This window comes from Pseudoalteromonas sp. MMG022, assembly GCF_021654245.1.
Lineage (GTDB): Bacteria > Pseudomonadota > Gammaproteobacteria > Enterobacterales > Alteromonadaceae > Pseudoalteromonas > Pseudoalteromonas amylolytica.
In genome coordinates this window covers 1-23,274 of sequence record NZ_JAKFZQ010000018.1, presented here as the reverse complement: position 1 = coordinate 23,274, position 23,274 = coordinate 1, and the positions used below count along the sequence as shown (strand labels likewise).

At 42.8% G+C, this 23,274-nt stretch carries 22 protein-coding genes; 17 read left to right on the top strand and 5 right to left on the bottom strand.

The window, feature by feature from the left end; all coding sequences use genetic code 11:
• The first annotated feature begins 4 nt into the window (after positions 1-4).
• Positions 5-412 (top strand): phosphate ABC transporter substrate-binding protein, encoded by a 408-nt coding sequence (locus L1070_RS15340; RefSeq protein ID WP_237126202.1) that lies wholly within the window; start codon positions 5-7, stop codon positions 410-412.
• A 53-nt stretch (positions 413-465) separates the two neighbouring features.
• Here L1070_RS15340 and L1070_RS15335 read toward each other — a convergent pair whose 3' ends face one another.
• Positions 466-1,659 carry a cellulase family glycosylhydrolase gene (locus L1070_RS15335; RefSeq protein ID WP_237126201.1) on the bottom strand — a complete coding sequence of 398 codons (1,194 nt, stop codon included), beginning with the start codon at positions 1,657-1,659 and terminating at the stop codon, positions 466-468.
• Positions 1,660-1,872: 213 nt separating this feature from the next.
• On the opposite strand from L1070_RS15335, the gene L1070_RS15330 reads away from it, so the two are divergent.
• Positions 1,873-2,220 carry a VOC family protein gene (locus tag L1070_RS15330; protein ID WP_237126200.1) on the top strand — a complete coding sequence of 116 codons (348 nt, stop codon included), beginning with the start codon at positions 1,873-1,875 and terminating at the stop codon, positions 2,218-2,220.
• A 66-nt stretch (positions 2,221-2,286) separates the two neighbouring features.
• Here L1070_RS15330 and L1070_RS15325 read toward each other — a convergent pair whose 3' ends face one another.
• Entirely contained in the window at positions 2,287-3,021 is a 735-nt protein-coding gene (locus tag L1070_RS15325) for an MBL fold metallo-hydrolase (RefSeq protein WP_237126199.1), read from the bottom strand.
• Positions 3,018-3,635 carry a chemotaxis protein gene (locus L1070_RS15320; RefSeq protein ID WP_237126198.1) on the bottom strand — a complete coding sequence of 206 codons (618 nt, stop codon included), beginning with the start codon at positions 3,633-3,635 and terminating at the stop codon, positions 3,018-3,020. The genes L1070_RS15325 and L1070_RS15320 overlap by 4 nt, the downstream gene beginning before the upstream one ends.
• Before the next feature lie 173 nt (positions 3,636-3,808).
• Here L1070_RS15320 and L1070_RS15315 point away from each other — a divergent pair, with 173 nt between their 5' ends.
• From L1070_RS15315 to L1070_RS15250, 14 genes are all read left to right on the top strand, one after another.
• Positions 3,809-6,733: an EAL domain-containing protein gene (locus L1070_RS15315; RefSeq protein ID WP_237126197.1), complete on the top strand. Its 2,925-nt coding sequence runs from the start codon at positions 3,809-3,811 to the stop codon at positions 6,731-6,733.
• 125 nt (positions 6,734-6,858) lie between these two features.
• On the top strand, positions 6,859-7,503 hold the full coding sequence (locus L1070_RS15310) for a thermostable hemolysin (RefSeq protein WP_237126196.1): 645 nt from the start codon (positions 6,859-6,861) through the stop codon (positions 7,501-7,503).
• Positions 7,500-8,954, top strand: a complete 1,455-nt coding sequence (locus L1070_RS15305) for an AMP-binding protein (protein WP_237126195.1) — start codon at positions 7,500-7,502, stop codon at positions 8,952-8,954. The genes L1070_RS15310 and L1070_RS15305 overlap by 4 nt, the downstream gene beginning before the upstream one ends.
• A 12-nt stretch (positions 8,955-8,966) precedes the next feature.
• On the top strand, positions 8,967-9,653 hold the full coding sequence (locus L1070_RS15300) for an iron-containing redox enzyme family protein (protein ID WP_237126194.1): 687 nt from the start codon (positions 8,967-8,969) through the stop codon (positions 9,651-9,653).
• Positions 9,650-10,453, top strand: a complete 804-nt coding sequence (locus L1070_RS15295) for an SDR family oxidoreductase (RefSeq protein WP_237126193.1) — start codon at positions 9,650-9,652, stop codon at positions 10,451-10,453. Before L1070_RS15300 ends, L1070_RS15295 begins: the two co-directional genes overlap by 4 nt.
• On the top strand, positions 10,450-11,103 hold the full coding sequence (locus L1070_RS15290) for a tetratricopeptide repeat protein (protein ID WP_237126192.1): 654 nt from the start codon (positions 10,450-10,452) through the stop codon (positions 11,101-11,103). Before L1070_RS15295 ends, L1070_RS15290 begins: the two co-directional genes overlap by 4 nt.
• Complete coding sequence (locus tag L1070_RS15285; protein WP_070986012.1) at positions 11,100-11,756, top strand: response regulator; 657 nt, start codon at positions 11,100-11,102, stop codon at positions 11,754-11,756. Before L1070_RS15290 ends, L1070_RS15285 begins: the two co-directional genes overlap by 4 nt.
• Positions 11,740-13,089: an ATP-binding protein gene (locus tag L1070_RS15280; protein WP_237126191.1), complete on the top strand. Its 1,350-nt coding sequence runs from the start codon at positions 11,740-11,742 to the stop codon at positions 13,087-13,089. The genes L1070_RS15285 and L1070_RS15280 overlap by 17 nt, the downstream gene beginning before the upstream one ends.
• Positions 13,080-13,433 carry a cupredoxin domain-containing protein gene (locus L1070_RS15275; protein WP_083330540.1) on the top strand — a complete coding sequence of 118 codons (354 nt, stop codon included), beginning with the start codon at positions 13,080-13,082 and terminating at the stop codon, positions 13,431-13,433. The genes L1070_RS15280 and L1070_RS15275 overlap by 10 nt, the downstream gene beginning before the upstream one ends.
• Positions 13,423-14,190, top strand: a complete 768-nt coding sequence (locus L1070_RS15270) for a hypothetical protein (protein WP_237126190.1) — start codon at positions 13,423-13,425, stop codon at positions 14,188-14,190. Before L1070_RS15275 ends, L1070_RS15270 begins: the two co-directional genes overlap by 11 nt.
• A 16-nt stretch (positions 14,191-14,206) precedes the next feature.
• Positions 14,207-14,893 carry a hypothetical protein gene (locus L1070_RS15265; protein WP_237126245.1) on the top strand — a complete coding sequence of 229 codons (687 nt, stop codon included), beginning with the start codon at positions 14,207-14,209 and terminating at the stop codon, positions 14,891-14,893.
• Between the two features lie 214 nt (positions 14,894-15,107).
• Positions 15,108-15,266 carry a YqaE/Pmp3 family membrane protein gene (locus tag L1070_RS15260; RefSeq protein WP_070986015.1) on the top strand — a complete coding sequence of 53 codons (159 nt, stop codon included), beginning with the start codon at positions 15,108-15,110 and terminating at the stop codon, positions 15,264-15,266.
• Positions 15,267-15,366: 100 nt separating this feature from the next.
• The gene (gene yeiP, locus L1070_RS15255) at positions 15,367-15,936 is read left to right on the top strand and encodes an elongation factor P-like protein YeiP (protein WP_237126189.1); all 570 of its coding nucleotides are present in this window, start codon (positions 15,367-15,369) and stop codon (positions 15,934-15,936) included.
• 114 nt (positions 15,937-16,050) lie between these two features.
• Positions 16,051-16,911 (top strand): ATP-grasp domain-containing protein, encoded by an 861-nt coding sequence (locus tag L1070_RS15250; RefSeq protein WP_237126188.1) that lies wholly within the window; start codon positions 16,051-16,053, stop codon positions 16,909-16,911.
• A gap of 238 nt (positions 16,912-17,149) precedes the next feature.
• Here L1070_RS15250 and L1070_RS15245 read toward each other — a convergent pair whose 3' ends face one another.
• Positions 17,150-18,229: a two-component system response regulator gene (locus L1070_RS15245; RefSeq protein ID WP_237126187.1), complete on the bottom strand. Its 1,080-nt coding sequence runs from the start codon at positions 18,227-18,229 to the stop codon at positions 17,150-17,152.
• Between the two features lie 83 nt (positions 18,230-18,312).
• Here L1070_RS15245 and L1070_RS15240 point away from each other — a divergent pair, with 83 nt between their 5' ends.
• Positions 18,313-22,296: a hybrid sensor histidine kinase/response regulator gene (locus L1070_RS15240; protein ID WP_237126186.1), complete on the top strand. Its 3,984-nt coding sequence runs from the start codon at positions 18,313-18,315 to the stop codon at positions 22,294-22,296.
• 339 nt (positions 22,297-22,635) lie between these two features.
• Here the strand turns inward: L1070_RS15240 and L1070_RS15235 are convergent.
• Positions 22,636-23,274, bottom strand: a 639-nt coding sequence (locus L1070_RS15235; protein ID WP_237126185.1) for a hypothetical protein, incomplete at its 5' end; no start/stop codon positions are given.

Here is a 23,274-nt window from a genome sequence, read left to right as displayed (position 1 = left end):
AAATATGAAAAAAACTATTGCAACTTGTGTATTGCTGGCTGTAAGTGCTCATTGTGCTGCCGAGATTTCAGTGATTGTGCACCCTAGCAACGGCAATGCACTTGATAAAGACAGTATCGCCAAAATCTACCTAGGCAAAGCCAAATCATTTAGTGATGGAACCAAGGTACAGGCGGTGGGATTAAGTAGCGGAAGTGTTGTCGATGAGTTCACCAGCAATGTACTTGGTAAATCAAGCAGTCAATATAAAGCCTATTGGTCAAAATTGATTTTTACGGGCAAGGGCACACCGCCCGAAGGGCTTGATAACGAGCAGGCAGTGCTGGATTTTGTTGCGCAAAACAGTGATGCCATTGGCTATGTTGATAGTGCCAAGGTTACCTCGGCGGTAAAAGTCGTTGGTAAATTTTAACGCAGTGAACACAGGCTAACAGCTTATAGCTGCTAGCCTGTACTCTTAACCGCCTAGTGTCCCTGCTTTATTTGCGCTTTTAGCCACACACCCGCCTCTTTTAATTGCTCGTCACCATAAAGTTCCTGTGCACATGAACCTACTTTAAATACGGCTCCAGAGCGCCAATCATCAGAATAGTTCCAGTTCGTCCAGCTAATATGCTTGCGGGCCATCAGATCAAGATAGGCTTGAGCGCTAACAAAGTCATTGTCACCCTCTCCTTTATAATTCTGGGTGCCCCACTCGGTGACAAATACGGGCAAAACATCAGATGCTTTATCCAGCATGTCACGGTGATAGTCTAAGTGCGATGCAGCATAAAAGTGAAAAGTGTACATGATGTTTTCAAATGGCAGCGGCTGTAGCAATACGTCGTTGAATGAACCTCCATCGGATGCTCCGAATGTAGACCAGCCATGAGTGCCGACAAGCACTACCGCGTTAGGGTCAATTTCGCGAATGACGGGTATTAACTCAACGGCGTAGTCATAAATACGTTGCCAGTTGACGCCGTTGGGCTCGTTGGCGATATCATAAATGACATTGTCTCTTGCCTTGTTTGCGCTAACGATATCGCTAAAAAATTGTTTGGCATTGGCGAGGTTGAAATTCGGGTCTCCTGGGTTCAGTTGATGCCAGTCAACCAGTACGTACATGTCTAAATCGCTGGCCATGGCAATCAATTCATTCACCTGATTGGTAAATGCTTGAGGGTTGGTTTCATATCCCCCCTCTTGGACGTAGAGGCTCAGGCGTATGATGTCTGCTTGCCAATCCTGAGCTAATACCTGAAGTGACTTCGCAGTTAAGCACTTATTCAAGCCATACCATTGCAGGCCATGGCTGCTCATACCCTTAAGTTGTACTGGTGTATTGTTTTTGTCACACAGCTTAGTGCCACATACACTTAATTTACCGTGACGGTTAAAGGGCCCTTCACTAACAGGTGGTGTGCTTTGACACGCGCCGAGCGTTTCCCAAGCACTGCTACTGCCAGGTTTGGAGTTGGTCCACCATTTAGCACGATAAAGTGTACCTAAGTGGTGCATCTTATCACCACTAATAGCATGGTCGTAAATACCAGCCCAATTACTTTGTGTCCAGTTGGGGTATTCGTTGATGCCATTACAATTATTAGCGTAACCATATGAATTAAAAAATGATAAATATATATAAGTGATAAGACTAAGTATCTTCTTGATCATGACGATCTCCTATTGTTAACATGTTGTATCACGTTAAAAGGTACGGTGCTGTGCTATTTTTAACCAATATACTTTGGTCTAATGCAGGAACAAGTCTTCCTCCGAGAGTTATACTAATGTATTGAATCACATAGTAATCATGAAAGAATTTGCGGGAGTGGAGCTATACTGAAATGCTCTTAATTCATGATACGTCGAAACAAGGAGAGGAATATGCAACATCATATAAATTATGTGGAGTTTGCCGCTCACGATTTAGCTGCAACGGAGCAGTTTTTTAATCGCACTTTTGGTTGGTTATTCGAACATTATGGGCCAGATTACATTGCGTTCAGTGATTCTGGGCTTGAAGGTGGCTTTTATCGGGCTGAACTATCGGCAAGTGTCGCCAGTGGCAGTGTGCTGGTGGTTATCTACAGTAACCAGCTTGAACAAACACTGGAGCTTGTACAACAAGCCGGTGGTTCTATCAGTAAGGATATATTCAGCTTCCCTGGGGGGCGTAGATTCCACTTTATTGAGCCCAGTGGGAATGAGTTAGCTGTGTGGTCTGATTGCTAGTAACTTACACAGCGCAAGTGTGATTTATTTAACCTCAGCCGCAAATTCGTTTATGTGCAACTGAGGTTATTTACACGCGCAACCAACATCCAAGCGTGAAAACCACTCTAAAAATTCTTGTACCGTCTCTCCTTTGAAAATACGGCCATGTTGCGGTGCCATGATATCGATTTCCAGTTCTTTAACGCGGGCTATCCAATTTTCTTTCGCTCGGTTTGATGGCATCCAGCGACGATGAAAATACTCCATATGTTTAACATGGCTCGCAAAGTCTTCGACAAACATGGGCGGCTCACCCTTTTCAAGAGCTGCACCAATGTCACCGCTCATTAATATTTTTGCGGTCGGGTCATAAACATTAAAGTTGCCGGAAGAATGTAAGTAATGGGCGGGTACAAATCGCAGTGTGGTTTTACCAATTTTTATTTCACCACCTTCGTCTTTAATTGGCTGATAGCTGATATTGTCCATACCGAAATGGCGAATAAAGCCCTCCCATAGCCAAGGGGCATGAAGCGTCGCTTGTGGTAAAGCTTTATCCCAAAGCCCTAGTGAAGAGATAATGTCAGGGTCTTGGTGAGATGCAAACAAGGTTGTGACTTGCTCCAAAGAAACATGTTTGAGTATGCTTGCGAGCATAGGTGAAAATAGTTCGATACCACCTGGATCTAAAATGATTGCTTCGTTAGCACTTTTTATTAAATACTGATTGGTGTCGATGATATTATTTGGTTTGTTTGAATCCCTACCAAGTACCAGCCACGTATGTGTAGCGCTGCTGTAGATTTCGGTTGCTTTCAACGTAATGCTCCTTTTAACTGGTTAATTTCTTTTAAATTATTATGAATAGCTGATTTTATTTTCTTTGCAGCCCCCGTGATAAAGTCAGATACTGACTGTAAGCTCTCACTAAACTCTCCGGCATTGGATGCTTCCACTCGGCTTGTGACGGCAATATACTCGGCACTGCGCATTTGCTTGTTAATATCCTCAAAGTAGCTTGCTAGATTGTCAATTACCGACTCCAGTTGTTTAATGGTTTGCATGAGTTCTAGATTTATTCCTCTTTGTAGGTGGCTAATTGCTTTACTTTGAGAGTGCTTTGCGCAGGCATTTAAGTGATGTTGAAAATCACTACACCTGACCACCGATAAGGCAATTGAAAACAACTGACTGGATAGTTGTGATATTTGTTTAGTTGTTTTGATGGTGAGATCAGAAAACTCGTCGATAAAGTTGGTGATAGGTTTAAAGCCAAAAGCAGAGTCACCGGCTCTGAGTGCGACAACTCTCGCATTTTTTGCCGTAAGAGAGAGATTCTTGGCTTCGGTTAAAATAGTATCTAAGTTTGCGATTATGTTTGCTACTCGTACAAAATTTCTAACAGCCTGGGCGGCTTCATCATTTTTGGTCATGGGTGAAACTCAACTGTTACGGTTTTATGAGCATAGATAAATTTTAGTCTTTCGCCCAATAAATCACTCGAAAACCGCTTGTATCATGCCTTTACCTTGATAAATCAAAAGATCTCACTCATATTTTTACTAAGCACAAGCCCGTCAACGTCAACCAAGGTTAGGTTATACAAATGAAACACCTGTTATTTTGGGTTTTGGGTTATTTAGCGACAGTTTTATTGTATTTATTTCATTCGCCAACTGCGCTCGCTGTGATTTCGTTAGGTGGTGTGAGTTTGTGGTTGATAGGGGCGCTTATCAATCAACGGTTAGTCGTACGTGTTGCTGTGTGTACATGTATCGCAATGATTAATGGGGCTGCTTTAGCCTATCTTTCCGCGCTCAATTTACTCAGCACATCCTTGATAGTGATCAACATGATAGCAGTAATCGTGATCTGCGAGTTACTGGAACGTTACCATCATATTGATTCACATCAGCATTCCATTTTGCGCATAGTCACGAGTATTCTTACCTATGTATTTATCCCAGCGATGCTTTTTGGTGCTATTGGCGTTTCTTTGGTTTTGTATCAAACCACAATAGCGACACAAACCGTGTTATTTAGCGCTGTGGTAGGTACTTCATTGGCACTGTTTGTTGGAACGCCCTTTGTTTTAGCCTTTATGGGCAGAGGTGACGCGTATCTACAATCGGTGTATCAGTTTCGTCATGTGATGTTTTGTGTCGTTGTGATCAGTTTAATGGTGGCCACTGCGGCCATTTCATGGCATTTGTTTAGCGCCGCAACGGTGGCGCTGTTTGTATTGTCAGTGGTTTTTTATGATTTCAAGACGTTGAATTTATGTAGCTTTGCTGTTGGGGGGCTGGCAAGTGCAGCCCTTAACTTTCATTATATCAATGCGGACAGTGGGCTATTAGACTCGGGCTTTTATGCATTCACTTCTATTGCGGTGGGTTATGTAACTGCGTTGTTTGTATGGCGCTACAAGAAGCTTGTCGCCCACTCAAGTGCTCAGTTATCGCAATTGCATGAGAGCTTTAAACACACATTTGAGCTTAGCCCTGAAATGCTCCTGACAATAGATTCGTCTGGTACAGTTCAGGAGGTTAGCCAAGGGTTTGCAGACGCGATTGGGGAGCCTAAAGAGCTTCTTTGTGGAAGGCCATTTACTGATTTTATGACCGCACAAGGTCAGCAAGCATTTACCAAGCATGCTTTAGATGTCGAGAGTAAATTTATGCTGTCCAATTTACAATTACTCTCAAGTGAAGGGGAAACCTTAACCGTTAATTTAAAAGCTGAATTGTTTGGTACACCAAGTGGAATATGTACGTTATGTTTCTTGCAAGATATTTCAGAGCAAATAGAACTAGCAGAAGTTTTAGAACAGGAAAAGGAGCTGTTAGAAGTAACACTAAGTTCGATTGGCGATGGGGTGATATGCACTGATGTAAATAGCAAAGTGACTTACATGAACCCAGTTGCTGAAGCGGTACTGGCTAAATTGACTCGGGAAGTAAAAGGTTTGCCGTTTGATGAAGTGATGCCACTGTACAACGAAGATACCAAGCAGCCTATCAGAGGGTTGACTGATTACTGCATTAAGAACAATAAGCTAATGGAGCTACCTGAGTTAACTTGCGTAAAGAATCACTTAAAATTAGAGTTCGCCATCCAAGATTCAATCTCTCCTATTTACCTTAAAAACGGAGAAATAGTGGGTGCTGTAATGGTATTTCAGGATGTGACGGAATCGCGCATTATGTCACGAAAATTGAGTCATTTGGCCCACCATGACGTGCTGACTGGCTTACCGAATCGATTATTGTTGCAAGACCGCTTGTCGCAATTTTGCAGGCGAGCACTAAGAGAAGAACATAATTTTGCGGTCGTTTTTATTGACTTGGATAAGTTTAAAAAAATCAATGACTCCTTGGGACATGCTGTGGGAGATTCGCTGCTAAAAAAAGTGGCAAAGCGATTAACTAATTGTATCCGTAGTTGTGACACAGTATCTCGTATGGGGGGAGATGAGTTTGTTTTGTTGCTTGATGCGGTTCGCAGCAGAGCGCAGGTGGGTAAAGTTGTTAAAAAGATCCTTGAATCTGTTTCGGGATGTTATGAGCTAGATACAGTGCAGGTTGAGCTGGCTGTCAGTGCTGGTGTTGCCATCTATCCGGAAGATGGTGACTCAGCAGACGCTTTGATGAAACATGCCGATACTGCGATGTACCGCGCTAAGAAAGTCGCCAGAAGTAATTATCAGTTTTACAGCGTCGAGCTTGATAAGGATGCTGAATTTAAAATAGAGCAAGAGTCAGCGATTGCTAAAGGCATAAAAGACAGTGAATTCATTCCCTATTATCAGCCAGTTGTTAATGCTCAGAGTTTTTTACTAGAAAAGCTCGAAATGTTAGCAAGGTGGGATCATGATGGGGAGTTAGCTGGGCCCCATCAATTTATTGCCACAGCAGAAGAAGCAAACCTTATTGGCAAGGTTTGTGAGCAGTTACTTCAAAAGGCGTTCAGAGATTTTTCTTCATGGCTGGAAAAAATGCCTTCGCTGACCTTAAGTGTCAATATTTCTGTATTGCAATTAATTGAACCCGAATTTATTGATATCTTTTTATGCTCACTCAAGCGCTTTAATGTCCCCCCTATAAACGTAGAAATAGAGATCACTGAGTCTTCGTTAGTTTCTAACCTAGACACTATGAAACAAACATTATTGGACCTTAAAAGCCATGGTATCCGTGTGGCAATCGACGACTTTGGAACGGGTTATTCTAGCTTGAGTTATTTAAAACACCTGAGTTTTGATACCATCAAGGTCGACCAAAAGTTTGTTTCTGACCTAACTGGCAACATTGATGGCGGAGAGCTGGCAATTGTAATTGTACACATGGCACAAAGCTTACAGGTTAACTGTGTTGCTGAAGGCGTCGAAACTGCTGAACAGGCACGTATACTAGCTGATGCTGGGTGTCATCAGTTGCAGGGTTATTACTTCTCAAAGCCTAAAAGTGCACGTGCTATTGATTCTATTATTGAGGCTGGGGTTTCTATCGTTCAGTCTCGTACTCTCCTGTAGTACATGACTACCTCACACTCAGGCACCCATTCATGAAACAAACTTTTTTACAAAATTAAATACGCTTAAGGTTTACTTAATTTTGGCGATCTACAGTCAGTTCATCACCGTTAGAGGAACTGCTTATGAGCGCGATACCCCTTCACAATCAAACGATTTCTGCCAGTGCTTTGCTATGGGCAAAAGTGGGACAAATTGGCCGAGACGAGCTTGAGCAAACAGTGAAGTCGGGGTTTGCTAGTGCTTACCAAGCGAACCTACATGATTTTTATCCTTTGCTAAGTCGCTTATCAACATCACAAGGGGATTGTGTGCTCGGGCTCCGTCTTGCAGCAAACGCAGATTTATTTGTTGAACAGTACTTACAACAGCCAATTGAAAGGTTTTTACCGCAATGCCAGACACGCGCTCAGATAGCTGAACTCGGCAACTTATATTCCACCCATCGCAGCGCTACGCTCGGTCATTTCATTGTTGTCACACGTGCTTTTTTAGATACCGACATACAGTATTTGGCTTTTACTGGAACACTACAGGTACGCAATTTAATGGCATGGTGTGAGGTACCCATTTGTGAACTCAGTGTGGCGCAGAGCGAATGCGTAGCCAGTGCTTTGGATTATGGCAGTTACTATGCAGCGGACCCAAAAGTATGTGTGGTTGATTTGCGCAGCGCACAACAAGTGATAGCAAACAATAAGCTATTTTCCAAGTTGGCTGATCTCTATGCACGAGAAGCTGAACAATTGAAAAAAGGGCTGTGTGTATGAATATGTTAGTTGAGCAGTTACAAAAATCGCCAGAGCAGGTTGTGCTGTTAGACAGCGAAAAAAGTATCACTAGCGCAGAGTTAACTACGCGAGCGACTGAAATATCGGATCTCATTGGTACACAGCAGTTAAGCTGCGTAGCATTTCGATTAGATAATAGCATCGCATGGGTGGTACTAGATTTAGCCTTAACTATGACAGACAGCGCAACGCTCCCGCTACCGACTTTTTTTACGCACGCTCAGTGTGAATTTGCGATGCATAAGGCAGGTGCTCAATGGCTGATTAGTGACCAAGCAGAGTCGAATTTGGCGATGTTAACAACACTAAATATCTTTGGCCAAACCCTTTGGATATACGAGCTGCAAGGCTTGCGAACCACGGAATTATTTCCTGACACCCAGAAAATTACATTTACATCGGGCTCTACAGGAGAGCCTAAAGGGTGTTGTTTGTCTTTGAGTAGTCAATTTACGGTTGCCAGTAGCTTATGTGAACGTGTTGCTTTACCGGCACCTAAACATCTATGTGTATTACCACTTGGAGTATTGCTAGAAAACATAGCGGGTATCTATGCGCCATTGCTCAGCGGTGGACAAGTCAAGGTTCTATCTGCTGAGGAACTTGGATTCATAGGAAGCCAAGTTTTTGATTATCAATTGCTTCTAAATGCGATTACGCAGTACGAGCCAAATAGTTTGGTCCTAGTGCCAGAAATATTAAAGATTTTGATTTTGGCTGCAGAGCAAGGTTGGCTTCCACCAAAATCACTGCAGTTTGTAGCGGTAGGAGGGGCATTAGTGTCTCGTCAAATGCTTAACCGTGCCAGCGCTTTGGGCATACCTGTGCACCAAGGATATGGGTTGTCAGAAGCGTGCTCGGTGGTGAGTCTAAACACAGATGTGGAGCAAGACGGTAGTGTTGGTAAGCCCCTAGCGCATATTCAATTTAAAGCGATTGATAATGAATTATATATTCGTGGGCCACTGTTTTTGGGTTATCTCAACGAGCAACCTCATGACGAAACACATTGGTATGCCACAGGCGACCTTGTAACCATTGAGCAGCGCGATTTAGGCTCGTCACTGAGCATTATCGGGAGAAAAAAGCATGTGCTCATCAATAGTTTTGGTCGCAATGTCAGCCCTGAATGGCCTGAGTCTTTACTACAAAACACGTCTTGGCCAATACAAGTGGTGGTGTGTGGCGAAGCAAGAGCATTCTTGAGTGCCTTGGTATGGATGCCTCAGACAATTTCAGATGAACAATTTGAGCAGCATTTGGTCAAGGTCAACCAATCCCTACCCGATTATGCGCGGGTTTTGCGTTGGCACCGTCTTAGCAAGCCGCTGAGCATTGAACAGGGGTTACTTAGCAACAATATGCGGCCCAAAAGAGCAGCGATCGCTGATTTTTATGTGGATGTGATCAACGGTCTATACCTTCAATAATAGGACAAAGAAATGAGTGACTTTTTCGAACAACTACAAGTACACACGCAAGCTGAACGTGAGTATTTATTAGCGGCGCCTATCATAACAGATGTGCTCGCGCAAAAAGTAACGTTGGGCCAGTATGGTTCGTTTTTACAACAAGCATATCATCATGTTAAACACACCGTACCATTACTGATGGCATGTGGTAGCAAACTGGATGAATCAAAAGAATGGCTGCGAGAAGCTATTGGTCACTACATTGAAGAGGAAATGGGGCATCAGGAGTGGATCTTAAACGATCTAGAATCGTGTGGTTTTGACAAAGAAGCCATCCGCTATTCAATGCCAAGTTTCGCAACCGAGATGATGGTCAGTTATGCCTATGACAGTATCCACCGCGTCAACCCTTTGTGCTTTTTTGGCATGGTTAATGTGCTCGAAGGTACGTCGATAGCATTGGCAGATAAGGCCGCTAAGAACATTAGTGAGCAGCTAAACCTGCCTGAACGCGCATTCAGCTATTTAACCTCTCACGGTGCACTAGATATTGAACACATTGATTTTTTCAAAGGGTTAATGAATAGGATTGAATGCAAAGAAGAACAAGCACTTATCGTTCACAGCGCGAAATGCTTCTATCGTCTCTATGGGGATGTCTTCCGAAGCATAACGGCTATGCCACAGCTAGATAGTAATAGAGAGAGCGACTCATGACACAAAGTAAACTTGCAGTTGTCACAGGCGCTTCGGGTGGCATAGGTGCAGCCATCGCACGACAGCTTAGTAACGCTGGTTGGCGCTGCTTGCTATTAGGGCGAAATGAAGAAAAGTTATCTTTATTGCGGCATCAACTGGGGCCTCAACATGAGTATCTGGCAATTGATCTGGCACAGCCTCAAAGCCATAGGAAAGTGGTTTTACATGCGCTCACAATGGGTGGAGTAGCCCTGCTGGTTAATTGTGCGGGAGGGAATAAGGTACGCGCATTTTCAGATATGTCGCCCGAGGATATTCAGCAACAGTTAGTGCTTAACCTCCACGTTCCGATGTTGTTAACCCAGAGCTTTTTGGTGCAACTTAGTCAATCTTCAGGGACAGTCATCAACGTCGGATCGGCATTTGGTTACATCGGGTTTCCATATCAAAGCATTTATTGTGCTAGTAAATTTGGTTTACGCGGTTTTAGTGAAGCCTTATCAAGAGAGCTCGATGGTCGGGTAAACGTGAAGTATTTTGCCCCACGAGCTACAGATACGAGCCTTAACGATGATGATATGCGCTCGTTGAACAAAGAGTTGGGTAACAACGTAGATTCTCCTGAACGTGTCGCAAAAGAGTTTATGCAACTACTCAATAGCCGTAAGCGCCGCTGGGTCGTAGGCTTTCCTGAGAAAGCATTTGTCAGAATCAATGGTTTGCTACCAGAGCTTGTTGATAGCGCCATAATTAAGCAACTAAAGACCATCGCGCGTTGTATTCGTGGTCAATTCAATACTAAGGAGTCATCCTCATGAAAGCTATCTATATAGTGTTAGCAATAATTTTGTTAGTGAGTGCCAGCGGGTTTGCTAAAACAGATTTTAATCACCAGTTAGCAATGGTGCAAAAATCTTGGGCAAGCGTGAACTATGAATTGCAAGATGATGCACAGGAAAAGGCATTTGAAGCTTTGCTGAAAGACTGCCAAGCATTGGTTGCGGAGTATCCAAAGAAAGCACAGAGCCATATTTGGTACGGTATTGTGCAATCAAGCTATGCTGGAGTTAAAGGTGGTTTAGGTGCCCTTGGGTTAGCAAAAGCTGCAAAGTCAGAACTAGAAGCGGCTATTGCGATAGATGAATCTGCACTGGGCGGCTCAGCGCTAACGAGTCTAGGCACTTTATACAGCAAAGTTCCTGGCTGGCCAATTGGGTTTGGTAGTGATAAAAAAGCGGAAAAGTTATTTCATAGAGCTTTAAAAATAAACCCATCTGGGCTAGATATTAATTACTTCTATGCAGAATTTCTCTATCATGAGAAAAACTACAAAAAAGCGCTAAAACACCTACAGTTAGCGAAGCAAGCGTCAGCTCGTGAAGGCCGAGAAAAGGCTGACTTTTATCGCCAGCAGGAAGTAGACATGTTAATAGCCAAAGTTGAGAAAAAGTTAACACATAAACGATGAGATTATTACTGGTTGAAGATGATGCCTTGTTGGCTCAGGGTCTGGTTCATTCCTTACAAAAAGAAGGATATACGGTTGAGCATGCAGGCACTGCCAATGAGGCTAATAAGATGCTCAACAATGGGGAAATTGAACTTGTAGTGCTCGACTTAGGACTGCCTGACGGTGATGGCTTGGATTTGTTAAAGGTCATACAAAAACAAAAAAATCAGTTAGCAGTGCTTATTTTAACTGCCAGAGATAGCGTAGAAGATAAAATCAGGGGGCTCGATTTAGGAGCTGATGATTACTTAGCCAAACCGTTCGAGGCTAAAGAACTATTTGCCCGTCTGCGAGTTATCAGTAGGCGTTTGGGTAGTCAAAGTAGTAGTATTTTGCAATGTCAGAATGTGCAATTGGACTTGGCCGCTCATCAAGTGTGTGTTGATGCACTCCCTATATCGTTACCGAGAAAAGAGTTTATGTTGTTGAAAGCGCTGATGGAGAATGCAGGGAGAGTGCTGTCAAAAAATCAGTTGGAAAGTAAGCTATATCAGTGGGGAGAAGAGCTCGGTTCCAATGCTATTGAAGTTCACATCCATAACTTGCGCAAAAAGTTACCAAAAGATTTTATCAAGACGCTGCGTGGCATCGGTTATGTCGTTGCAAAATAGATCACAAATACAAACGATCGCGACATCGCAAAGAAGGGGGCGTCTATCTATTAGCCGCAGATTGACCATGATTTTGCTCTCTATGGTGATTTTGACTGCGTTTATGGCGTTGCTAAATGGTTATCACAGGAGCATGGAAGAAGCGCAGCGACAATTAGATTTGCAGTTAATGAGTATGGCACAGGTGTTGATTGAGACTCCCGCGGAACATTGGCCTGAGCAACAAAGTTTATACGGGCAGTTGTGGCGCCAAGACCACTTGGTCTATACGGCAAAGCTGCTTGCAAAAATGCCTGTATCACTTATGGACGAAGTTGGTTTTGCGACTGAGAATATTGCTGGCACCCGCTTGAGAATTTTTGTATTACATAAGCAAGATAAGCGCTTACTATTGGCAGAACCTATTCAAAAACGTTATTTACTTTCAGAAAGTTTGATCCTCTCAGCGATGACGCCATTGGTGATGGCAATGCCGTTACTAGCTGTGTTTATTGCTTGGTACATCTACCGTGCGCTTCGGCCCTTAACGACTTTATCTCACGAACTAAAAGAACGAAATGCACGCGACTTTAGTAAGTTGGTTATTACCAGTGAAGATGCTGAAGTAGCCCCCGTGATAGAGCGATTAAACAGCTTGTTTGGCAAGGTTGAGAAAGCTTATATGCGTGAACGTTTTTTTGCAGCGGACGCAGCTCACGAACTTAAAACCCCGATTAGCAGTTTAAAAATCAATCTTCACAACTTAGCGCAAGAGATACATCACCCAAGCCTACAGGCGATGCAAAAAGGAGTTGAACAGCTCAACCATATTGTGGAGCAAATGCTGACACTGGCGCGCACTGAGCCTGATAGGTGGCATGTTAATTTTCATCCGGTTGACCTTGAACAACTGAGTCAGGAAGTTGTGGCGCAACTTTATCAACGCATCGACGAAAAACAGTTACAAATAAGCTTGGATGCTAAGCCTCAGGTTATACTCGGCTGTGAATTTACACTTAAAACCTTGTTTGTGAATCTGCTTGGAAACGCAGTGAAGTACACTCCTGTGGGTGGAAAAATAAAACTTACCATTGACGCCGAAGGGTCTGGAATGAGTTGGATTGTAGAAGACTCTGGACCCGGCATGGATAGTAAACAAATGGCGCGCATTTTTGACCGCTTTTATCGTGTAGGAGGCGACAAACATCCATCAGGAGAAAAAGGTGCCGGACTGGGGATGGCGATAGTTCAGCAAATTGCTGAAATTTACGGGGCCCAAATTAAGCTAGAGCGTGCCCAATTAGGAGGATTGAAAGTACGAGTAACCTTTTTGAAGGAGCATCTATGCAAGTGACGCGCACCTTAGTATCTCTTAGCGTAACACTCTACTTATTTTTTACATGCAAAGTACAGGCGATTGACTCGGTAAATATTGTGCTAAGAAATCATTTATTTTTGCCCGCCGAAGTAGAAGTTCCTGCGGGTAAAAAAGTGCGGTTGATTATAGACAATCAAGATGACACAGCGGAAGAGTTTGATAGTTTCGACCTAAACCGAGAAAAAGTGCTATTTCCTCATCGTAAAAGTACTATCTATATAGGCCCGTTGAGCGTGGGTGAGTATCGGTTCTTTGGTGAGTTCTCACCGAATACCGCACAGGGTAAAGTGATCGTTAAGGAGTCTTCAAATGCTCCTTAACACGGTTATCATTAGTTTAAATCAATTCTTGCCAATGGCACTGTTGTGGGTGCTGTTATTGCAATGTGACATAGGGCCTTCGTTATCTCGGATCTCTGTTTGGAGAGCTGTATTATACAGCTCAGTGGCAGTTACCTTATTTTTAGCTGCGGCGGGCTCAATCAGTCAATGGTTCGACTACCGAGGTTTAGAGGTCGGTAAAATCGTGCTGCTTGTTGGCATTTATGTCTCTGTACTTGGTGTTATTACTAGTTATAAATCAGGTATTTATAAGCTGGTGGCGATTACTTTAGCGAGCATGCTGTACCTGAGTCATTTCGTGATGTATCTGGGCAGTTACTGGGGGCAAGATGCCAAGCAAGGTTTATTGATTGGTTCAATTCTTGGGCTGGGAATTTGTTTGAGTTTTTGTATCTTACTGTATTTTATTTTGGCTTGGCTACGGACACATCATTTACAGTTTTTAGTACTGACCTTATTGGCTTGTCATAGTGCAAGTAAAATTGCAAACGCTGTTGATTTATCGGCACAAATAGATCTGTTACCCAGTAGTAAAATTGCTTTTGATATACGAGCTTGGCTAGACGAGCACGGTATTGTTGGACGCATTTTAAAGTCGTTATTCGGGTACGAAGCCTCCCCCAGCCAGGCTAATCTAGTCGCATTTTTATCGGCGTTACTCTTAATGGGAGTAGTGATATGTTGGCGTGTTCAGGTGAACACGCAAGAGGTCGTGAAGGAGTTGGAGCATGACTAAATCGCTTTTCATCAGAATGTTGTTGTGCGGTGCACTTGGTTTGATGTCAGTGAGTGCACGAGCCGATGGCATGGTAGTTGATAAAGTTTACCACCCATATGTCTTGCCATTTGAAAGAGAAGTGGAGTGGCGTTTGTTATCTCGTCAAACTGATGATCGCAATGTGTTGGCGCAGCGGGCTGGACTTGGTTGGGCTATCGCTGAGACCGTGACCGTTGAAGGGTATATGATAGGCGAGCGTGACCAAGATGATAACTTTGATTTAGCCGCTTATGAGCTAGAGGCGCGCTGGCAGGTGGTTGAACAAGGGCGCTATTGGGCCGATTGGGGGATGCTATTCGAACTTGAAAAACGCCATAAAGTATCAGCTTATGAAGCAACCCTAGGAGTGTTGTTTGAAAAAGAATTTGGCAAAGTCAGCCTAACTATGAATGCTTTCGCTGTAAGAGAATGGGGACGGGCGATTAAGAATGAGTGGGAAAGTGAGTTTAGGGCACAGTTACGTTATCGCTTCGACCCCGCGTTTCAACCCGCTATTGAAGTGTATACAGGGGAAGACTTTGTCGGAATAGGGCCTGCGGTTATTGGGTTATATCGGTTTGCAGGACAACGCCAACTAAAATGGGAAATCGGCTTTGCTAGCGAAGTAGCGCATAGTGGAAAAGATCACAGTTTTAGATTAGCTCTGGAATTTGAATTCTAGCAATTATAGTAGGGCCATTGACTTTTTTGATTGAGTAGCGCCATGTTTACGAAGAACCATTGGGCATAAATTTGGTGGTTTTTATCTATTATCTTCATTAACTTGCCAGAATAAATTGCAAAGCGTGTTTTTTAGATTAGCCTTTAATGTGGGTGGGCAAGCAGACATGGCGTCGCGTGCTTTTACCCGCATATTCTTAGTCATGGAGAAGCAAATGAATAAACTGGTGTTGATTATTTTAGCAATTATCTTTCCACCGATTGCAGTGGCATTAAACAATGGGGTAGGGAAAGACTTAGTTATAAACGTACTATTAAGTATTTTGTTTTTTGTCCCGGGGATTATACATGCGCTATGGCTAATTTTACGTTAGTCACAGTGATTTAATCAGCTCAAATTATCTGGCCTTGGTGCTTGGTTATGTGGCAAGATCGTGGTAGTTTTTTGCCAAAATAATTTTAAGAGAAATAGTCATGCCTAAGGCCAGTGAAATTAAAAAACATGCTGCGATTGAGTACAACAACCGCGTAATGATCGTAAGAGACATTGAGCGCTCGGTGCCACAAGGTCGAGCTGGTGGTAGCTTATATCGTATGCGCATGTACGATGTTGTTAACGGCGGCAAAGTTGATGAAACATTCAAAGCAGATGAAATGTTAACACTTGCAGATTTAGTTCGTCGTCCAGTGATGTTCTCATACATTGACGGTGATGAATATGTGTTTATGGATGAAGAAGACTACACACCATATAACTTAAACAAGAGCACCATTGAAGAACAAGTACTGTTCATCAATGAAGATACCAAAGGGTTACTGGCAGTGATTGTAGAGGGACGCCCGGTTTCTGTAGATTTGCCTTCAAGTGTTGAGCTTGTTATTGAAGACACGTCACCATCAATCAAAGGGGCTTCAGCCAGCGCGCGCACTAAACCTGCAACATTAACAACGGGTTTAGTTGTTCAAGTACCTGAGCATATTTCAGCAGGTGACAAGATCCGAATCAATACTGATGAGAAAAAGTTTATGGGTCGCGCAGATTAATCTACGACTCCATTGGCGAGCACAGTTATTGGGTGCTCGCACCATAAAACCTTTAAGCATGTCAATGTATGTGTACCTCCAATTTGGATCGCTGTATGTCAAAGCGCATTCAATATGCCCAATCTGTTTACTAACGAGATCAAATCACAAATGGAAAATAATATAAAATGTCTCACCCAAGCGTGTGATGCAGTTGGTTTTGAATATGAATTTATAGACTTGGACCAAAACTTTGTGCGCGTAAAAATGGATCAAGGCTGGCAATATTTTGAACTGAATAAAACACCGTTTAACAGTGAAGTGGCGTTTTGTGTTTGTAAGGACAAGAGTCATACATATCAGTTACTTAAGAATATTGTTCGGGTACCTAAAACATTAGATTTTCTAGATTTTAACGTGGCGACTAAGTACAGCGAATATAAGCACTGTAACAGTGTTGCTGCAGCGCTGGCGCGTATTGATGAAGAGCTTGAATATCCCATCGTGGTTAAGCGCAACAAAGGTGCACTAGGAGACAACGTGTTTTTGTGTCAGGGCGCACTGGAGACAGAAGCGGCCTTGAAAGCCATTTTTAACCATCAATCAAAAAGTTATGACTACCTAGCATTAGCACAACAGTTTGTTGCGACGAAAGCTGAGTACCGGCTGTTATGTGCTTATGGCGAACCTGTATTTGCATACCGAAGAGGCAATGCAGCATCTGCTTTTAATGCAAAATATTGGGAAAGCGGCGAACAAGCTATTCATGTAACTGACGAGGCGTTGTTCAAGCAGCTAGCTGATTTTGTTGCGCCTATTCACAACGAGTTCCCGATGGGGTGGGTTGGCTACGATATCATTGTTGATGATAAAAACGAGATGTATATTATCGAACTCAATGCCTCTCCTCAGTTTAATAACTTTATAGAAACCAATAGTATAGAGCCCGTTATCGAGCTTTATAAAAAAGCGTTACAGGCGTTGAATAAAGCCTGAACAGTTTATCGGCTACCACCTGAGCAGTTTTAGATTACTGTTTAGCCTGCATTATGATTGTGACGTTGAGTGTGTTCAGCGTGGGTGGATTAATCAACCTGAACTAGGGATAAGCTACATGCTACATCACTACGCTTGTCATATATTCCTGCGTTGAATTCGCAAGTAATACCACGATTACTTACACGAGCTCGCCGTGAACTATGCAAAAAGTAGCAGCGCTGTAGGTTAATTCTGGTTAATCAGCGTATTGCTGAGCAATAGAATAGAAAACCTTTTCTATTGCTAAAAACTCATCGAGTATTTCGGGGTCAAAGTGACTGCCTCGTCCTTCGCTGATAATGCTTAATGCTTGTGCATGTGGCATGGCATCTTTATAGACTCGTTTGCTTATCAGGGCATCATACACATCGGCAATTGCCATGAGTCTTGCGCTTAGAGGAATATCTTCGCCAGACAACCCTAAGGGGTAGCCGCTACCATCCCATTTTTCATGGTGAGAGCGTGCTATCTCTTTAGCTATTTCTAAAAACTTTATCTCACCAGAGAGCTCCTCTTCAGCTTTAGCAATGGCTTCATACCCCAGTTGAGCATGGGTTTTCATAACCTCAAATTCAGCGTCTGTTAGGCGGCCTTGCTTAAGTAAAATGGCATCTGGAATACCCACTTTACCAATGTCGTGTAACGGAGCCGATTTGTAAAACAGCTCAATGACTTCTTTGGTAAGCACATGCTCGTATTTTGGTAAGGTTGCCAATCTGGTGGCCAGTTCTTTTACATACAGCTGTGTTCGTTTAATGTGATTACCTGTTTCCTGATCGCGGGTTTCTGCTAAACAGGCCATTGCAGTAATGGTTGCATCTTGTGCATCTGACAGTTCTTTGGTTCTCTTTTGTACTTCGGATTCTAAATACGCGTTTTGGTTTTTTAACAGGTCTCTATGACGTTTAATTTGGATATGTGTTCGTATGCGAGATTGAACAATCGGTGGGCTAATTGGTTTGTTGATATAATCGCACGCACCAAGTGAAAACCCTAACTCTTCGTCCTGTATACTATTTTTGGCAGTCAAAAAGATAACGGGAATATCGGCTAGCTTTTCGGTGGCTTTTATTTTTTTTATCACTTCATAGCCATCCATTTCAGGCATGATGATGTCTAGTAGTACGATATCGACAGGTTTAGTGTTCAATATATTTAATGCGCTTTCGCCACTTTTGGCGGCGATCACTCGATATTCGTCTTTTAATATCTCTGACATCAATGCAAGGTTTAGGGATGTGTCATCAACAAGCAATACGGTGAACTTTTCAGCCATATATGCCGCCTCACACTAAATACAAACATAGAGTCAATATTAGGTCTATCTTTTTATTAGTGCCAATTGAGCGGAACGAAATAATGCTACAGCTTAGATTACTCTTTGTCGTTTTATTTGGATTTATGTTTGTGACCAGCATCGCCTTAATGTTTGTTTCACGATATATCGATACCACCCAAACATCAGAATCAGTCGCTCGTCAGCAATTAGCCACACTAAATCAGCTGACTGAGGAGCTTAAACAGGTTTCTGACCATCGTAGTTTATTTGCACGCGCTTATATTATTACAGCACAGCCGCGTTGGTTGAAACTGTTTGATTATGCAATTGCCGTGAGTGCGGGTAAAGCCCCCAATATTGACGCTCATAGTTTAAATTATTGGGATAACCTCGCGCTGGGCCATGTGGAGGTTCCAAAGCTGCAAAGCAGCGAGCTGGGCATATCTTTTCTAGAGCGCTTTCATTCACTTGATATTACCAGCTATGAACTTAATCAGGTACAGCAAGCCTTAGAGATGGATAATGCGTTGATTGAGATTGAACGTGGCGCAATTGAAAATATGCAAAAGCTGTTGAACAACGGTGGTACAGCATCAGAACATGCTCAGGTGATGTTAGCTGACAAGCGCAGCGTTTTGTTTGATGAGGCCTATTTGGCAACAAAAAGCGATGCCATGTCCACACTTAGCAAAGTTGAGCGGAGTATGTTGACTCGTTTTGAAGCGCAGGTTAAAGACAACCAGCGCCACTTCAATGCAGCAAAGCAAGTACAAAATGTCATCATAGGCGTGTTACTGGTCATCATCGCACTGTCGTTTTACTTCTTGTGGCGCTATTACATTTGGCCGATTTCAAGGATGCAAAAAGCATTGGTCGCGCAGGTGGATAGTGATAATTTCGAGTTCCGCCTTGAGAAAAATTACAAAGGTGAGTTGGGTGTATTTGCTCAAGCTATGAACCGCTTATTGGGGAACATCAATGAACAACTGAAATATAGTGACATTCTTAAAGATCTTAACTTAGCGTTACGCGGTAAAAATAGCGCGCAAGAACTGGGTGATGAGATAACTGTATTTATCTGTCAAAGGCTATCTATTCCTTTAGTGGGTTTATACGTAAGCCATGAGGGGGAATTGATCAGGGTTTCGGGTATAGGATATGAGCAGGGGGCGCAAAGCACTTATCATGATTCTGACTCGGTTTACTTTCATGCCGTTAAAATGAACAGTAAGTACTCCATAAATCTAGGTGAGCAATATGCCATTGAACATCACGGTAAGCATATATTTCTCAAAGAGTTACATTACTTTCCCCTGAGTGTTTCCGAAAACTGTATTGGCCTGCTGGAGCTGGGGAGTTTTTATAACATAGGTGAAAGAGAGTTCTATTGGCTGAACTTCATCATCAGAGACTTATCAGTGGGCTTACACTTGGCGCGTAATCAGGAACTGCAAGGTAAGACTGAGCGTATGTTAGTGGAGCAATTGGAGCTCAACCGAAAAATCATTGATGCTATTCCCAATCCCATGTATTACCGTAACCGAGCAGGTATCTATATGGGGGTGAACTCACAATTTCATGAAATTGTGGGTACTTTTGAAGCGGATGTTATAGGTGCTAGACCCGACAATATTTTCAGTTTTGAAATTGCCAATCGTTTTAACGAGTCAGAACGTAAGTTACTAAGCGAACCTGGCAGTCACAATTATGAGATGCGCCTCAAGGATGTGCACGGCAACTTGCGGGAAATGGTGGTCTATGAGGCTACTTTTAGCGATGCGGATAATCGCGTTGCTGGTATTGTAGGCTTGCTACTTGATGTTACCCAAAGCAAGGAAATGGAGGCACAACTTCGCGAAGCAAAAGCCAAAGCAGACAGTACCAGCAAAGCCAAAGGTGAATTTTTGGCGAATATGAGTCATGAAATACGCACACCAATGAATGCCATCATAGGTATGAGCCATTTAGTGCTCAACACTAAGCTATCAAAACAGCAAATGAACTACATAAAAAAAATCGATATGGCAGCAAATAACCTGCTTGGGATCATTAACGACGTATTAGACTTTTCTAAAATTGAATCGGGCAAAATGGCTATGGTAGACGAGAAATTTGACCTAGATGATGTCATGAATAATGTATCGGTGGTTAACTCGGTGAAAGCAGAAGACAAAGGTATAGAGTTACTGTTAGACATTCCTTCCGCCGTCCCTACTAATCTAATCGGCGACTCAATGCGTTTAGGGCAGATATTGATTAACCTCTGTGGCAATGCCATTAAGTTTACTGAGCAAGGTGAGGTGATCATTACTGCAAATGTGGTAGAGCAAACATTGGATACAGCGATACTGCGGTTTTCAGTTAAAGACTCTGGTATAGGGTTGACACAAGAACAGCAAGGTAAACTGTTCAAAGCCTTTTCTCAGGCCGACAGCTCTATCACGCGTAAATATGGTGGCACAGGGTTAGGTTTGAGTATATCAAAGCACTTGGTTGAGTTAATGGGTGGGCAGATAGGTGTCAGCAGCGAGGCAGGCGTTGGCTCAGAGTTTTATTTTACTGTTAAGGTAGGTTTGCAGGCAAAGCCGACAAAGCAATGGTTATGCCCCGAGTCTATTATCAGAAATACCGCTGTGCTAGTCGTGGATGATAACGATGCGGCCAGAGAGATTATTTCTAACCTAATAAAAGGGTTAGGGTTTTCCACCTACGCTGTAGCCAGCGCTCAAGAAGCACTCGATGAACTTGTAAGGCGGCCATACCAGTTGGTTTTTACTGACTGGAGCATGCCAGAAATAGACGGCTGCCAGCTAGCATCACGCATCTTCGATCTCAACTTACAACCCAAGCCAAAAGTCATTTTAGTGACAGCACATAGTCGAGAGTTAGATATTGATGAAGAGCTGACGCGTAAACTGGATGGCATAATCAGTAAACCTATTAATGCATCGATTGTATTTGACTGTGTGGTAGATTGCTTTGATATAAAAGGACGCGAAACGGTCGAATCAGAGCAGCCATCAGGTTGCAATGAATCATTTGCTGGGGCCAAAGTTTTGTTGGTTGAAGACAATGTCACTAATCAAGAAGTTGCAACTGAAATGCTGAAGTCCCTCGATTTGCACGTGACGATTGCTAACCATGGTAAGGAAGCGCTAGCAATTCTTGAACAGGCAGAGCAATTTGATCTGGTATTTATGGATATGCAAATGCCAGTGATGGATGGCTTGACGGCAACCAAAAAAATTAAAGCTCAGCCTCAATTTGCAGATTTGCCCATAGTGGCCATGACCGCGAATGCGATGCGTGAAGATATAGCGCTTTGTTTATCTGCGGGTATGAATGCTCATATCAGTAAGCCGATAAACTTCAATAAAATGGTGTCTACAATTGCTGCGCAACTCAACGCGAGCGAACCGGCTAAAAAAGCAGATGGAAAACCAACTCTAAAAGCGCCAGATAAAGTCGGTGATGAGGACAGCTTTGAACTTGATGGTATCGATATTGATGAAGGGCTAGAGCGCATCGGTGGCAATGAAAAAGCCTATTGGAATATTCTCGGTAAATTTATTCATACGCAAATAGAGGAACTGATCAACTTGGAGCAAGCATTGATCATTGGAGACTCAGAGCATGCTTCACGCATCGCGCATTCACTCAAAGGCTCAGCGGCTAACCTATCGGCAAATTATCTGTCGGAGCAAGGAGCCTCGTTTGAAGAGCAAATCAAAACATCTGGTAAAGTCGATGTTGGGCAATTGCATGAAGTGATAGAGTATCTGCGCGCCGTACATGAGGAACTGGAAAATCATCAGGATAAAGTACAGCAATCAGAGTCGACGAACAGCAGTAAAGCGACTATGCCAAAAGCACAGTTAGATAAGCTGTTTACTGAGCTCCTGGAGTTGGTAGAGAATAGCGATGTACAGGCAATTGAATTAGTCGATAAGCTATCAGAGCAAGACGTTGTTTCTAAAGAGAAGTTAGAGCTGCTGCGCAATACCATAACGGATTTTGAGTTCGAAAAAGCGAAAGCAATCTTGCAGGAGTTGCGAGATTGCTAGTGCAAATCAAAACACGACAAAATAGCCCAATGCTAACACCACTAAATGTAATAACTCAGAGTTGGTGGCCCTAGAGTTTAAACGAATAGGGCCTGACTCTATCAGAGAGGTAATTTTTAGCGGGGAGCGGACGCTAACTTCAGCTCGTTTTTGGACAGAAACGAGTTATGACGAATGCGTGCTTTGTGCCAATAGCAGACATTGTTACAACGCCCAATTAAGGTGTGAGCCACGCGACCAATAGACTCAAATTGGATACCGTAAACACGAAACTAACCCCAAATCGAAAATGCCAAGCATGAGGAATCACTCTTAAATTGTTTGTTAGGCAACTTGCACTTATGGCTCAAGGTAAGTTACTGTGGTTTTGACCTTTTTATTACCGTCACCATCAAATGTCATTATATTATTACACTGATTACAAGCAAATTTATGCAGAGTCCCTTCGATAGCACACGCTAAATCCTTGGAGTGACAAATGTTGCAGATTTTATCACCCAGATTTAGACCTTCGTACTGGCGTAAATGAACACTCAATAGCTCCAATGAAATCTGAATCGTTTCAGCAAATAGTTTTGACCAATTTGAGAACTCTTCAACTTTAAATACCTTACCTTTCCACTCTCCAGACTGTGTTCCTTTATTATTAATCAAGCTGGCACTTCCATGTATATAACCATTGAACTTATCATAAAGATTGGACACTATTAGATTTTGTCTAGAGTCTATTAATGATTGATTTTCCAGCTCCTGCAACAGACCTTTTTTACCCCTTAGAGGTGGTGTTCTATAGTCATCGACTTTCCATTTTTTGTAGCTTTCAGGGTTCAAACAAAAGTGTAATTGCAAGACCATTCCTTCTAAAAAACCTCGCAAATTCTGGCAAGCTTGTTTATAAAAGAGTCCTGCACACATATGAATTGAGCATTCTAGATCTGTTCTAGATTCGAGTATGTGTGGTAAGGAAAAGAAAGCACT